Source organism: Chitinophagaceae bacterium (assembly GCA_016717285.1).
Lineage (GTDB): Bacteria > Bacteroidota > Bacteroidia > Chitinophagales > UBA10324 > JACCZZ01.
In genome coordinates, this window is record JADKFU010000001.1 from 108040 (window position 1) to 122461 (window position 14422).

The following is a 14422-nucleotide window of genomic DNA, read 5'->3' on the forward strand; positions in this document are numbered from 1 at the left end:
CTATCATTCAGACATGAAAAACTCCTTTAGCATTTTACCGGGAAAATCGACACTTATGAATATTGTAATCAGAAGTTTCCTTATTGTTGTGATGCTCAACACATTTTCTTCCTGCAAAAAATTCCTCGACATTGATTCGCCCAACGATGTGAACAGCGACCATGTGATCACCAGTGGTGACGGACTGATCTCTGCCAGGATAGGTATGTACAACAGTTTGCAAAGCGACGCCTACTACGGCGGCTATTTTCCATTGATGATTGATGCTTACAGCGATAACGGCGCGGCAGGCGGATACGATTCCCCACAACTAAATCAGTTCAATGATAAATCACTCGGAGCTGATAATATTTTCATAGATAACTTCTGGGTTGCTGCTTACAATGCTGTTTATACTGCCAATCAAATCCTTGCGAACGTTGATGCCATTGAAGACCCATCTTTGATGGATGAGGTCCGCAGCGATGTGAAAGGAGAAGCACTTACCGTTCGTGCAATGGCGCACTTCGATTTGCTTCGCACTTTCGGAGAGCATTGGGATGTGAATTCGAACCTTGGAATTCCATTGGTGCTTGACGCCACTGATCCGCTGCAGGCACGTGGAAGAAATACTGTTCAGGAATGTTACGATGCTATTCTTGCCGACTTAAACAATGCATTGGTCCTTGTTTCAAATGATGATGTGGAGGCAGGCGATGGAAGCAAGACACCCGCGTACATCACTCAATATTTTGTGAATGGTTTATTGGCCCGGGTTTATTTGTACATGCAGGATTATGAAAATGCATCGGTAAAAGCAGCAGGAGTTATTAACGATGATATTTTCATAGTGGTCAATAATCCTGCATTGATCTATACAACCAAACTGAGTAGTGAAAGTATTTTTGAATTGCAATTTAACGTGCAGGATCAGAGTCAGTACAATAACCTTACTTATGTGCGGGGTGATGCTTTACGCGTTGATGTCTCTTTCCTCGCAAATGAAAATCTCCATGAATTTTTTCTCAATCGTCCCGGTGATGTTCGTGCAGCTTCTGTTGACTTTGATCCTGAACACAATGATGGAAGTATTCAACCGGATGGCAGAACGGAAAAATACCGTGGAGAAGAAACGAAAGATAATTCTGCATACATCATGCGGATTTCAGAAATGTATTTGATTGCCGCGGAAGCAAAAGGAGTGAGTGGAGGAGGAGTAGATGACTTGAATGCACTTCGCCACAACCGTGGCCTTGGAGATTTATTTCCTGAAGATTTTGATACACCAGAAGCTTTTATGAACACGGTGCAGGATGAACGCAGGGCGGAATTGAATTTTGAAGGTCATCGCTATTTCGATCTTGCAAGAATAGGAAAGGTGAGTGAAGTGATTGGTGAAAGTGTGCTGCCTGTTTTTCCGATTCCTGTAAATCAAATCACGGCAAGCGGTGGAGCAATTACGCAATATCCCGGATACTGAAATAGTTTTTACTGATGTATAGAACTTTTAAATCCATCAACCCATTTGATCAATCCATCATTGCAGAGCATGCATTAATGAGTGAACAACAATTGCAGCAAGCTTTGCAATTGTCAGGACATGCTTTTGAAAGCTGGAAGAAGACAGGGTTTGAAGCGCGTAATCAATTGGTTCAGCATATTGCAGCGCAATTGAGATTGAATAAAGAAAAGTTTGCGCGTTCCATTTCATTGGAGATGGGAAAAATTCTGAGCGAGTCGCGGATTGAGATAGAAAAATGTGCTGTCACCTGTGAGTACTATGCCCGGCATGGTAAAGAATATATGAAAGATGAAAGCATAACAATTGATGCAAAGAAAGCATTGATTGCCTTTCAACCCATTGGTGCAATCTTCGGCATCATGCCCTGGAATTTTCCGTTCTGGCAGGTGATCCGTGCTGCAATGCCCACCATATTAGCCGGAAATGTTTTCCTGTTGAAACATGCACCCAATGTTTCAATGTGTTCCAAAGAAATTGAAACGCTTTTCCTGGAAGCTGGATTTCCTCAAGGTGTTTTCCAATCACTGATCGTGGATATTGATGTAACAGAGAAAATTATTTCTCATGAGATTGTTCAGGGTGTAACCTTAACAGGAAGTGAATTTGCGGGATCAAGTGTTGCGGCATTGGCTGGTAAGCACATAAAGAAATCTGTGCTGGAGTTAGGAGGAAGCGATCCGTTGATCGTGCTTGATGATGCGGATTTCGAAAGCGCTGCAAAAGTCGCTTTGCAATCGCGCATGCAAAATGCCGGTCAGTCATGTATTGCATCGAAACGTTTTATTGTGTTGGAAAAAGGAAGAGATGAATTTGTACAGAAGCTATTTGATGGAGTAAAGAAATTAAAACAGGGAAATCAATTGGAAGAAACAACCACAACGGGTCCGATGGCTCGTGTTGACCTTTCAGAGAAATTGGAAACGCAACAAAAGAATTCTGTAAAAAATGGAGCTCGCATATTAATCGGAGGAAATCGTGACCAAGCCAATTTTCAACCGACTATTCTAACAGATGTGCAACCCGGAATTCCGGCTTTCGATGAAGAAATGTTCGGACCCGTTGCGGCAATTATTTCCGTGAAGGACGAAGCAGATGCAATTCGGCTCGCAAATAAAAACCGCTATGGTCTTGGTGCTTCTATCTGGACAAGAGATTTAGAGCGCGGGGAACGGATAGCGCGCGAAATAAATTCAGGCGCTGTCTTTATCAATGCATTGGTGAAAAGCGATGCACGTTATCCATTTGGCGGCGTAAAAAAATCAGGTTACGGAAGAGAATTGGGAAAATACGGCATGCATGAATTCGTAAATGCAAAAACCATTTACATCGACCAATAAAGTGCTGCTGAAACTATAATTTTCTACTACTCAATACTAACTAAGCACAACTAAGGACTAAGGACTCACGACTTTTTTCTCACTACTCACTACTCTCCATGGCCATCATAACCACCAAAAAAGAAGAATCCGGATACGAACTCTTTAAAAAGAAAACTAAAAATGATGAAGTATTTGAACGCAGGAAGAGACTGGTTCCGAATGCACTCACCATTTTCACACCATCCACCATTTCAAAAGCATCAGGTGCTATAGTTACTGATGTTGATGGAAGAGAATTGATTGATTTTACAGGAGGAATCGGTGTGCTCAATGCAGGCCATTGTCCACCGACAGTGGTGAAAGCGATTCAGGAACAGGCAGCAAAATTCATCCATACTTGTTTTGGTGTAGCAGCGTATGATTTGTATTTAGATGTTGCAGAAAGATTGATCAGCCTATTTCCGCATGGAGATTCCACGAAAGTGATGCTCACCAATTCCGGGGCGGAGAGCGTAGAGAATGCAATCAAGATCGCACGGCAAGCCACAGGTCGGCCTGCCATCATTTGTTATACAGGTGCATTTCACGGGAGGACTTTAATGGCCACTACACTCACTTCAAAAGTGGGTTACAAAATGGGATGTGGCCCCTTTGCCCCGGAAGTATATCGGGTAGAATTTCCGGATTATTCACACGATGGAAATGGCAGGAGTGAAGATGAGTTCGCTGATTATCATTTGAAAAAGCTGGAAGAGTTTTTTCATTATTATGTTCCTGAAAAAAATGTTGCTGCCATTATTATAGAATGCGTGCAGGGTGAAGGTGGTTTTAATGTAGTGCCAAAAAAATACATCCAGGGACTCAGAAAAATTTGTGATGCAAACGGTATTATGCTCATTATTGATGAAGTGCAAACAGGTTTCGGTCGCACCGGCAAATGGGCATCATATCAGCATTTTGATGTGGTGCCTGATATTTCCACGTGGGCAAAATCCATGGGCAGCGGCATGCCGATTGGCGCAGTGATCGGAAAGACATCTGTGATTGATGCGATCAATCCCGGCACCATCGGAGGAACCTATCTTGGCAATCCTGTTTGTTGTGCAGCAGCTATCGCAACACTTGATTACATGCAGGAAATTGACATCAACGCAAAAGCAATGGCAGTGGGTGAGATGATCCGCAATCGTTTTTTGGAATTGAAAAAGAAATTTCTCAAACATATTTCTGACGTGCGTGGCATTGGTGCGATGATGGCGTTTGAAGTTTCACATGATGGCGATATTCACCAACCCAATGGTGACTTCACCAAACAGCTCACGCAACGTTGTTATGAAAAAGGATTGATCATCATCAGTGCGGGAGTGAATGGAAATGTGGTGAGGGTGTTGAGTCCGTTGGTGATTGAGGAGAAGGATTTGAAAAGAGGTTTGGATATTTTGGAAGAAAGTTTGACTGAATTGACCAGGTAATTAAACACGCTGAAATTTATCACTGGCTGTTCAATGACTTCATGTTATTAAGATTTTTCTCAACGGTTTTGGTGGAGTTATTTTCATCACCATACATTTTATTGAAAATCAAATATGATTTCTCTTCATAGCTGATGGCAGTTTCAAGGTCACCTTTGGCTTGCCATGCTAGGCCAAGATTGTTGTAATTGGTTGCCACGTTTGGATTTTCTTCCCCATATAACTTCAAAGAAATCGCGAGCGCTTTATCAAGGTAGCTAATGGCTTTGTCAAAATCCCTTTTATCCTGCCATGCCTGTGCGAGGTTGTTGTAGACAATTGCCACGGATGGATTTTCTTCTCCGAATAATTTCAAATCAATCGCCAGCGCTTTTTCAAGGTAGTTGATGGCTTTGTCAGGATCACCCTTGGCTTGCCATGCCAGCCCGAGGTTGTTGTAATCTCTTGCCAGGTTCGCATTTTCTTCACCGAATAATTTTAAATCAATCGCCAGCGCCTGGTCAAGGTAGCCGATCGCTTTGTCAGGATCATCTTTATCTTTCCAAACCATGCCGAGATTGTTATAACCAGTTGCCACATTTGGATTTTCATTACCGAATAATTTCAAAAAAATTGCCAGCGCTTTATTGTAGTAGCTGATGGCATTGTCAAGATCTCCCTTACCCTGGCTTGCCATGCCGAGATTGTTATAAGCAGTGGCAACATTTGGATTTTCTTCTCCGAATAACTTTAATGAAATGGTCAGCGCTTTATCTAGGTGGTTGATGGCTTTGTGAAAATCACCTTTGGCTTGCCATGTCAGGCCGAGGTTGTTGTAATCCTTTACCACGTTCGGATTTTCCTCCCCGAATAATTTCAAATCAATCACCAACGCTTTGTCCAGGTAGCTGATGGCTTTTTCAAGATCACCTTTGTCTTTCCATGCCATGCCGAGACTATTGTACGCCAATGCCACATTTGGATTTTCTTCCCCGAATAAATTCAAATAAACCGCCAGCGCAATATCGAGGTAGCTGACGGCTTTATCAAGATCACCTTTGGCTTGCCATGCCATGCCAAGATTGAGGTAACCCATTGCGGAGTTTGCGTTTTCTTTTCCGAATAATTTAAAAGAAATTGCCAGCGCTTTGTCAAGGTAGAAGATGGCTTTTTCAAGGTCACCTTTGTCTTTCCATGCCATGCCGAGGTTATTGTATCCCAATGCCACATTTGGGTTTTCTTCCCCGAATAATTTTATATAAATCGCCAGCGAATTATCGTAGTAGCTGATGGCTTTGTCAAGATTCCCTTTTACATGCCATGCCAGGCCGAGATTATTATAACCCAATGCAACGTTTGAATTTTCTTCCCCGAATAATTTCAAATAAATGGCCAGCGCATGATCAAGGTAGCTGATGGCTTTTACAAGATCACCCTTCGCTTGCCATGCCATGCCGAGGTTGTTGTAACCGGTTGCTATGTTTGGATTTTCTTCCCCGAATAATTTCAAAAAAATCGGCAGTGCTTTATTATAGGAGCTGATAGCATTGTCAAGATTTCCTTTTCCCTGCCATGACAAACCAAGATTGTTGTAAGCAATGGCAACATTTGGATTTTCCTCTCCAAATAACTTCAAAGAAATCGCCAGCGTTTTATCAAGGTAGCTGATGGCTTTGTCAAGATCGCCTTTATCCTGCCATGCCAGGGCGAGGTTGTTGTAATCTCTTGCCAGGTTAGGACTTTCATCCCCAAATAATTTCAAATCAATCGCCAGCGCTTTGTCAAGGTAGCTGATGGCTTTGTCAAGATCGCCTTTGTCTTTCCAGGCCATAGCGAGGCTGTTGTAAAGCATTGCATTATCTTCATTGTCTTCACCATTTTCAGCAATATGAAATGCCAGCGCCTTTCCGAGATAAGAAACAGTATGTGAGCCACGCCCAATGAGCTTCAGGTACAAAGAGTATTGAAACAGGTTATCATAGAGCTCCATTGCTTCCAAAGATTTTTCAAAGGACTCAATGGTTTGTTTAACTAAATCAGGGGTAGATGGTTTTGCAGATTGGTAAAGTGCGCGGCTCAAAAAATCATGAGCAATCAGCCTGGCTTTTTCAGTTGCTTCCTCGAGTGCTCTCTTCAGGTGATCCCTTGATTCTTTTACATGAATGAGTTCTATGTCCATCTCGGGTGTTGAAAGCACAGCAATTGCTTCATCAAGCCGACCTGCTTCAAAAAGCCCTCTTGCTTGTATCGATCGTGCCGTGTTTACCGGCACGCGTTCAATGGTACCGTAAATAAAAATTACTCTTTTGATGAAGTTGAGTAATTTTTCTTCTGCAAGACGAAGCTTGTTTTTGGTCTTGGCAATCAGGGTTGTTTGAGCGGGAAGCAACTGTTCAAGGTCTTCCTTACATTCGGTGACCTCCTTCATAATGAGATCATAATCATCCAGTTTTAGCGCGAACTGAAGCTCATTTTGTTTTTGAAGCAGTTCAGCTTCTTCAGGAATGTTCTTATTGATGAGATCAGTAAGTTCCTGAAATCTTTGGTTGATGAACTCTTCTCCAATGCCAAAAGAGATATTTCCGGCAACACTTGTGCTGGTAATTACTATTCCTGCCTTCTCCTTATAGGAAGCGACATCAACCGGCAGTTGTTTGTCTGATGTCGCTATTTGGGGTTTTCAGTATCGGGGGATTTTTTTATAGTTACATTTTTAATTTTTACATCTTCAGTAAATATGCCTTTATCTACTTTTACACCCGTTCCCTGGTCCATATGGACTGAATCAATGTCGAGATTGCGGCCTGAGATTTCCTTTAAATAAATTCCGTAACTCTCAGGGTCATGCTTTTCGACCACCTGAATAAGTTCATTTGCTTTTGTTAGCAATTCCTGATCATTCTGGGCATCGGCGCTCTCAAGATCTTCTCTCAGTGATCCGCGTTTGCTTTCTGAAGCAGGATTTTTTTCTAAATCATCAACAGAAATTTTTCCTCCGAATTTTTTTTTGATAAACGCTTTGATGCCTTCGTATGCATCTTTTATTGCTTGTTCAGCAGTGGGTTTCAGGCCAGCGGCTGCTCCTGTAGCAAGTGCTGCAACTATTAAAGTAAGTGGATCCATGGCTATGAATTGAGAAGTTCAAAATACTGTTTTTGCATTAATCTGTTGCTGAATGTCACAATTAATTTTTTATACCAGGCATATTCAAAAAAGAAATTTCCCCATTGCGGATGTTTTTTCTTCTCTTAAAGTAACCGTTTTGATATTGGTAAATAGAAATTTGTGATTACCAGTGTAAGAATCTGTTTTGAAATCAATTAATTTTTTTACAATGCTCTTTGGTTCGGCTTTGCCAGAAGCGCACCCTGAGCGCAGCCGAAGGGTAAGCGATGTAACAATTATATTGATTGATTTCAAAACAGACTGATTTTATAGTAGTGGCTGATCCAGTAAAACGAAATACTATGCGATAACCTTTAACCACTTAAAGGCAAGAGCCATTTCATTGATTAATCATAGGAACTTCTAAGAATTTAAGGCTATAAAATTTAATCACGTATTTTTTTTCCGATCTTTCCCCCATGGCCCTCAGCCGTTTCTTCACCATCATTATTATTGCCAGCATCGGCTGGGCATTTTTCCTGTTGCTCACCGGTAACCTGTATTCATTTACCGGAATGATCAATGGCAAACAAGGCGATCCCACGATGGTTGCCGAAAGAGATTCTGCTGATCAGAAAAGGATGGATCCATTGCTCTTTGCTTTAATAAAGAATGTTGGGGGAGATGGTTATCAGCATGGCGACACACTCTACCATCTCACTAAATCAGGAATTGTTGAAGTAAGTGTCGGTTCTCAAAAAGCGGATGGACTTTTTCCTACCTGCAAAAATACGATCATAGACATCTGGCTGCCACTGATCGGTTACCTCACTTTTTTCTGTGGGTTGATGAATTTATTGAGCGATTCAAAAGCTACAGAGAAAATGTCGCGGTTTCTCACGCCGCTCTTTTCAAAAATTTTTCCGGACCTTCCGAAAGCGCATCCTGCTTACGGTTACATGACGATGAATTTTGCAGCGAACTTTCTTGGTCTTGATTCTGCTGCCACGCCTTTCGGCTTAAAAGCGATGGAAAGCATGCAGATATCCAATCCTGTGAAAGAGAAAGCCACGAACAGCCAGATTATGTTTCTGTGCCTGCACGCTGCCGGACTTACATTGATTCCGACTTCCATCATCGGTTATCGTGCAGCTATGAATGCAGCGAATCCTGCAGACATTATGTTGCCCACCATTATCACTTCATTCGTCGGTACCATTGCAGCACTTGTATTTGTAAGCATCAGGCAGCGCATCAATTTATTCAATGTTGCTGTGATTGGTATGGTGGCCGGCATCAGTCTCATCATTGGCGGATTAATGTATTTCATCAGTCAACTGCATGGCATTGACAAAATGCATTTCACCGGTAACCTGAGCAATGGCGTTTTGCTGTTCATCATCCTCGCTATTGTCGCTTATGCTTTTCTAAAGGAAAAAGTATTTACTACCGGCAACACAAATATTTTCGATTCATTTATCATGGGTGCAAAAGAAGGATTCACAACCGGTGTGCGGATTCTTCCTTACATGATTGCGATGCTTGCCGCACTCAGCATCTTTCGCAATTCAGGATTGATGGACATCGCGATGAATGGCATCACGGCCACACTGAATATTTTCAAAGTGGATCCGCAAATCATCAACGCCATTCCTGTCGCCTTGATGCGACCCTTCAGTGCCGGAGGTTCCCGTGGATTTATGTTGGATGCCATGAAAACGTACGGAGCAGATTCTCTTACCGGTCAACTCGCCTGCCTTTTCCAGGGAGCTGCTGAAACTACTTTTTATGTGGTGGCTTTATACTTCGGATCGGTTAGTGTGAAGAATACACGCTACACTTTGGGCATCATGTTGATGGTGGATTTTGTGTGCGTGATCACAGCAATCTTTGTTTGCCGGCTTTATTTCTAAGCCATTCATGTGTTTTGTAAGTTTGACATACAACCTTTTAACCTTGCAGTTTCGGTAATGTTTCCCTACCTGTTTATTCACCAAAATTATTTTTAGAAAGATTCGCTGAATGAAACAACAATTTATAAACGGCAAATGGTGTGATGCACTCACCGGCAATACCTGGCCTGTTCAAAATCCTGCCACCGAAGAAATCATCACAACCGTTCCTTTCGGAAATGATGAAGATTGCAATCTCGCTATTGAAGCTGCTTATATAGCATTTCCCGCATGGAGCAATTTGTCTAATTGGACACGTGGTGATATGCTAAAGAAGACAGCCGACATCATTCGCAAAAACCTGAAGGATTACGCGACGGAAATGGTACTGGAATCGGGAAAGCCGATGGCAGAAGCGATTGGTGAATGGCGTGTTGCGGCAAATCTCTTTGAATGGTTTGCGGAAGAAGGAAAGCGTTCGTATGGAAAAGTAATTCCATCTGCGCGAACTGATAAGCGCATGAGTGTGATTTATCAACCGATGGGTGTAATCGGGGTTATCACTGCGTGGAATTTTCCGGCTTATAATCCTGCTCGCGCTTGTGCAGCAGCTTTGGCTGCCGGCTGCACAATTATTTGTAAAGGATCTGAATACACTCCGCTGACTTCCATGAATTTATTTTCAGCCTTGCAGGAAGCAGGAATTCCTGCTGGTGTTGCCAACCTCGTGAATGGTGATTCAGCGAAGATTGGGGAAGCGATGTTACACCATCCGAAACTGAAAAAGATTTCTTTTACCGGAAGTACACGCGTAGGAAAAATTCTGATGGATGGTGCGTCAAAAACTGCAACAAAACTTGCATTGGAACTTGGTGGAAATGCGCCGGTAATTATTATGGATGATGTAGATGTAGAGAAAGTAGCAAAGACTGCAGTAGTTTCCAAGTTCAGAAACGCCGGACAAGTATGTGTAGCTCCACAAAGATTTTTTGTGCACCGGAAAATCTATGATGCTTTCGTAAATGCAACAGCTCGTTATGCAAATGAACATACCACCGGAAATGGTCTTGAAGAAAAATCTAAAATGGGTCCGTTGATAAATGCGCGCCAACAGGAAATGGTGTTGTCAATTATTAATGAAGCAAAAAATGAAGGTGCAGAAATAGTAGCAGGCGGAACTAAACGTGAGAAAGGTTTTTTTGTCGAACCAACCATCATTGCTGACCGTAACGGGAACTCACCATTTCTCAATAAAGAAATTTTTGGTCCTGTACTTCCAATTGTTCCATTTGATACAATAGATGAAGTGATTGAAAAAGCGAACAATACTCCATACGGACTTGCAGCTTATATATGGACCAATGATTTGAAAACTTCTATCTTACTTTCAGAGAAACTGGAATTTGGAATGATTGGTATTAATGAATGGTCACCACATGCAACGGAAGCTCCTTTTGGCGGTTGGAAACAAAGTGGAATCGGTCATGAAAGCGGCAGTGAAGGATTGTTTGAATACCTGGAGAAGAAGCTGATTTCAATTGGTGGATTGTGAATGATGCGCCAATGAATTATTTTGCCGATGTGACAATTACAAATGCCTCAGTAACTAAATAACGACTAAGGATTCACAACTAACGACTCAAATGGACTACGGCGCGCTTGCACTCATCCCACCATTGGTAGTCATCATCCTGGCCATCCTGCTCCGCACTTCTTTCGAACCATTGTTAATCGGTTGCATTGTAGGTTTTATCATTCTTCAACGCGAAAATTTCTTCACAGGATTTGTTGATTCATTGTATCGGGTGATGGAAGATGAAAGTACGGTATGGGTTATTCTTGTTTGCGGATTGTATGGTTCCCTGATTGGATTGATGGTGCGATCCGGCGGGGCGATGAAGTTCGGGGAAGATATGCTGATGCGTATTAAAACAAGAAGAGCAGCACTATTTGGCACCTGGGGACTTGGACTTTTTATCTTTCTCGATGATTACCTCAGCGCACTTACGGTAGGTATTACTATGAAAAAAATTACCGATCATTTTAAGATTCCAAGAGAATACCTGGCATACATCGTAAACACTACGGCGCCGCCATGGAGTGTGGTGGTACCGATTTCAACATGGACACTTTTTATCGGTTCCATTCTTGTCAAGTGCAAGTTTGCTCCTGAAGGAATGGGTAATCATGTTTACTGGCAGGTGATTCCATATGTAGCTTACAGTTGGGTTTCTGTTTTATTAATTCCGTTGGTAATACTTGGAATTGTTCCGCTCTTTGGTAAAATGAAATTGGCAAATGAACGTGCGATTAACTCAGGAGAAGTAATTCCTCCGGGAAGAAAAATTGCCGCGGTTAAACTTGAATTATTTGAAAATGAAAAGCAACCTAAATCATTGTATTTCATTTTACCACTGGTGGTATTATTGGGTGCAACCATAGCGCTGGATTATGATGCGTTGAAAGGCGTGATGATTGCAGTTGCTTTTACCTTTATCTATTACATGGTGATGAAGCTTGGATCTTTTCAGCAGCTTTCGGAAACATTGTTTACCGGATTTAACAGCATGCTCTATGCTTTGGCATTGGTGGTGATGAGTTATGTACTGAAAGATGCAGGAGATCAACTTGGACTGACCCAATATGTTATCGACAGTGTGAAACCAATTGTGAGCAGAGAACTCCTTCCGGTGTTGGTGTTTGTCGCTATTTCTTTCATTTCATTTACAACAGGATCTTCATGGGGCGTTTATGCAGTTGCGATTCCCATCATCATTCCACTTTCAGTTTCTTTGGGATCAAATCCGTTGATTGATATCGGAGCTGTCGTCAGCGCCGGGGTGTTTGGAGCAAATGCTTGTCTCTATTCAGATGCTACAATCCTCACTGCGCAAAGCACAGACACTAATAATCTTGATCATGCGCTTTCGCAGTTACCTTTTGCATTAATTGCCTTTGGTATTTCTGTATTGGTGTATTTGGGATTTGGATTTTTTCTTTGATCATCCGGAACAAATTATGACTTACATCGAAACCTTAAATAGCGGAATTCAAATTTCATCAATGCTCGCAGTGCAAGCGGAGCAACTTGAATTATTGCAACGAAAAGTATTTCCATTGCTTGCCGAAGAAGAATTACTGCATGCTGACCAATACAAAAAACACCTGGAGATTTTTCCCGAAGGACAATTCGTTGCTCTTGACGGAGTGAAAGTAATTGGCGCCACTACTTCCATGCGTTATCACTATAATATTGAAGACCCGGAACCCCATACTTTTCAGGAGGTGATGGGTGGTGGCTGGCTGACAACACATGAGCCCAATGGGGAATGGTTGTATGGCATTGATGTAAGTGTCGATCCTTCCTATAGGAAAATAGGTATTGCGAAAGCATTGTATAAGGCACGTCAGCACACCGTTCACCAGTTGGAATTGAAAGGACAAATAACAGTTGGTATGTTAAATGGATTCGGAGCAGTGAAAGATAAAATGACCCTGGATGAATATTATGAAAAAGTAAAGAGCGGTGAGTTGTTTGATCCGACAGTTTCAGTGCAACAAAAGGTAGGATTTAAAATAGCAGGATTGATAAAAGAATACCTTCACGATCCAACTTGTGGCAATGCCGGAGCGCTCATTGTTTTGGAGGCAGGAGAATTAGGAATTAGGAATTAAATTGGGACGTACAAGATAGGATTTTACAATAAGACTAAAGACTACTAACGACTAAGGACTTCTGACTAAGGACTCATTGGCACATCAACTCTACCCATGACACACATCAACCTCAAAACATCCATCCCCGGACCAAAAAGTCAGCAAGTACTCGAACGCAGAAAAAATGCAATGCCGGCCGGTCTCGCCAAATCAACCGAAGTTGTGATTGATCATGCTGAAGGTGGAATGGTGTACGACGTTGATGGAAACGCATTACTCGATTTTGCAGGAGGAATTGGTATGATGAATGTCGGTCACCGGCCGGAGCAAGTGGTGAATGCGATGAAAATGCAAATGGAAAAATATCTCCACATCTGCACATTGGTTGCTACGCCTGAACCTTATGTGGAGCTCGCGGAATTACTCAATGAACTAACACCTGGAAATTTTCCGAAGAAAACAATACTTGCCAATTCAGGAAGTGAAGCAGTGGAGAATGCTGTAAACGTTGCACGATACTACACTAAAAGAACGGCAGTGATCTGTTTTGAAGCTGCTTACCATGGTAGAACATTGCTAACGTTATCACTCACCAGTAAATATGGTTTATTCAAAAAAGGATTTGGTCCGTTTGTGAGTGATATTTATAGATTGCCAGCACCAAATATATATCGCCGGCCGAAACAAATGAGCGAAGAGGATTACATTGATTACTGCATACAGCAATTTGATCAACAGATGATGTCGCAGGTTGATCCTGCTGCTGTTGCTGCGATCATCATTGAACCAATTCAGGGGGAGGGCGGATTTATTTCTATGCCTAAAAGATTTTTGGAAAAACTGCGCGCTATCTGTGATCAGCATGGAATCGTACTCATCTTCGATGAGATTCAGTGTGGTGCTTCACGTACAGGAAAATTTTTTGCCTGCGAGCACACAGGTGTTGTCCCCGATTTGATTTGTATGGCAAAATCTATTGGTGCCGGCATGCCCATCAGTGCCGTTACCGGCAAAGCGGAAATCATTGATGCACCACATTTAGGTGGAGTAGGAGGAACTTACGGCGGAAACCCATTGGCCTGTGTTGCTGCGATTGAAGCAGTTAAAATTTTGAGTTCATCATCCTTCCTGCAACGTGTAAGTGAAGTGGGTGAGTTGATGCGTGCGAACTTAGCATCGTGGAAATCAAAATATAAATCCATTGGTGACGTGCGTGGAGTCGGTGCGATGCAATTAGTTGAATTTGTAAAGAGCAGCGAAACCCGTGAACCGGATCCTGACTTAACATTAGAAATTATTAAAGATGCCGTGGCTAAAGGCGTGATATTGATCAGAGCAGGATTATACAGCAACTGTATCCGTTTGTTGCCGCCTATTGTAATGACAGATGAACAATTGCAGGAAGGTTTAAATGTGTTGGAAGGCGCTATCAGTCGCGCTGATGAAAAAGGAAGTAAATATTTAAAAGATAAAGTTGCTTTTTAAATCAAGGGTGAC

At 42.2% G+C, this 14422-nt stretch carries 11 protein-coding genes; 9 read left to right on the plus strand and 2 right to left on the minus strand.

Annotated features, from left to right (window positions below; genetic code table 11):
* Positions 1-55 precede the first annotated feature (55 nt).
* The 3 genes from IPO83_00430 (at position 56) to IPO83_00440 (ending at position 4292) form a co-directional block, all read left to right on the plus strand.
* Positions 56-1459, plus strand: coding sequence for a RagB/SusD family nutrient uptake outer membrane protein (locus IPO83_00430; GenBank protein ID MBK9729758.1), 1404 nt, complete (start codon positions 56-58; stop codon positions 1457-1459).
* A 14-nt stretch (positions 1460-1473) separates the two neighbouring features.
* The gene (locus IPO83_00435) at positions 1474-2838 is read left to right on the plus strand and encodes an NAD-dependent succinate-semialdehyde dehydrogenase (protein ID MBK9729759.1); all 1365 of its coding nucleotides are present in this window, start codon (positions 1474-1476) and stop codon (positions 2836-2838) included.
* Between the two features lie 98 nt (positions 2839-2936).
* Positions 2937-4292 (plus strand): aspartate aminotransferase family protein, encoded by a 1356-nt coding sequence (locus tag IPO83_00440; GenBank protein MBK9729760.1) that lies wholly within the window; start codon positions 2937-2939, stop codon positions 4290-4292.
* 19 nt (positions 4293-4311) lie between these two features.
* Here the strand turns inward: IPO83_00440 and IPO83_00445 are convergent, their stop codons facing one another.
* On the minus strand, positions 4312-6699 hold the full coding sequence (locus tag IPO83_00445; GenBank protein MBK9729761.1) for a tetratricopeptide repeat protein: 2388 nt from the start codon (positions 6697-6699) through the stop codon (positions 4312-4314).
* A 51-nt stretch (positions 6700-6750) separates the two neighbouring features.
* On the opposite strand from IPO83_00445, the gene IPO83_00450 reads away from it, so the two are divergent.
* Positions 6751-6933 (plus strand): hypothetical protein, encoded by a 183-nt coding sequence (locus tag IPO83_00450; GenBank protein MBK9729762.1) that lies wholly within the window; start codon positions 6751-6753, stop codon positions 6931-6933.
* Positions 6934-6938: 5 nt separating this feature from the next.
* On the opposite strand, the gene IPO83_00455 is transcribed toward IPO83_00450, so the two are convergent.
* Positions 6939-7394 carry a hypothetical protein gene (locus IPO83_00455; protein ID MBK9729763.1) on the minus strand — a complete coding sequence of 152 codons (456 nt, stop codon included), beginning with the start codon at positions 7392-7394 and terminating at the stop codon, positions 6939-6941.
* A 461-nt stretch (positions 7395-7855) separates the two neighbouring features.
* Between IPO83_00455 and IPO83_00460 the strand changes: the two genes are divergently transcribed.
* The 5 genes from IPO83_00460 to gabT all read left to right on the plus strand — a co-directional run bounded on the left by IPO83_00460 (position 7856) and on the right by gabT (position 14410).
* Positions 7856-9289: a spore maturation protein gene (locus tag IPO83_00460; GenBank protein ID MBK9729764.1), complete on the plus strand. Its 1434-nt coding sequence runs from the start codon at positions 7856-7858 to the stop codon at positions 9287-9289.
* A 109-nt stretch (positions 9290-9398) separates the two neighbouring features.
* Positions 9399-10820 carry an NAD-dependent succinate-semialdehyde dehydrogenase gene (locus IPO83_00465; protein ID MBK9729765.1) on the plus strand — a complete coding sequence of 474 codons (1422 nt, stop codon included), beginning with the start codon at positions 9399-9401 and terminating at the stop codon, positions 10818-10820.
* Positions 10821-10911: 91 nt separating this feature from the next.
* Complete coding sequence (locus IPO83_00470) at positions 10912-12270, plus strand: sodium:proton antiporter (GenBank protein MBK9729766.1); 1359 nt, start codon at positions 10912-10914, stop codon at positions 12268-12270.
* A gap of 61 nt (positions 12271-12331) precedes the next feature.
* Positions 12332-12943, plus strand: a complete 612-nt coding sequence (locus IPO83_00475; protein MBK9729767.1) for a GNAT family N-acetyltransferase — start codon at positions 12332-12334, stop codon at positions 12941-12943.
* 96 nt (positions 12944-13039) lie between these two features.
* Entirely contained in the window at positions 13040-14410 is a 1371-nt protein-coding gene (gene gabT / locus IPO83_00480; GenBank protein MBK9729768.1) for a 4-aminobutyrate--2-oxoglutarate transaminase, read from the plus strand.
* The last annotated feature ends 12 nt before the right edge of the window (positions 14411-14422 follow it).

Coding starts and splice junctions, on each gene's coding strand:
- IPO83_00430 (MBK9729758.1), top strand. CDS start 56: ATGAATATTGTAATCAGAAGTTTCCTTATTGTTGTGATGCTCAACACA.
- IPO83_00435 (MBK9729759.1), top strand. CDS start 1,474: ATGTATAGAACTTTTAAATCCATCAACCCATTTGATCAATCCATCATT.
- IPO83_00440 (MBK9729760.1), top strand. CDS start 2,937: ATGGCCATCATAACCACCAAAAAAGAAGAATCCGGATACGAACTCTTT.
- IPO83_00445 (MBK9729761.1), bottom strand. CDS start 6,699: ATGAAGGAGGTCACCGAATGTAAGGAAGACCTTGAACAGTTGCTTCCC.
- IPO83_00455 (MBK9729763.1), bottom strand. CDS start 7,394: ATGGATCCACTTACTTTAATAGTTGCAGCACTTGCTACAGGAGCAGCC.
- IPO83_00460 (MBK9729764.1), top strand. CDS start 7,856: ATGGCCCTCAGCCGTTTCTTCACCATCATTATTATTGCCAGCATCGGC.
- IPO83_00465 (MBK9729765.1), top strand. CDS start 9,399: ATGAAACAACAATTTATAAACGGCAAATGGTGTGATGCACTCACCGGC.
- IPO83_00470 (MBK9729766.1), top strand. CDS start 10,912: ATGGACTACGGCGCGCTTGCACTCATCCCACCATTGGTAGTCATCATC.
- IPO83_00475 (MBK9729767.1), top strand. CDS start 12,332: ATGCTCGCAGTGCAAGCGGAGCAACTTGAATTATTGCAACGAAAAGTA.
- gabT (MBK9729768.1), top strand. CDS start 13,040: ATGACACACATCAACCTCAAAACATCCATCCCCGGACCAAAAAGTCAG.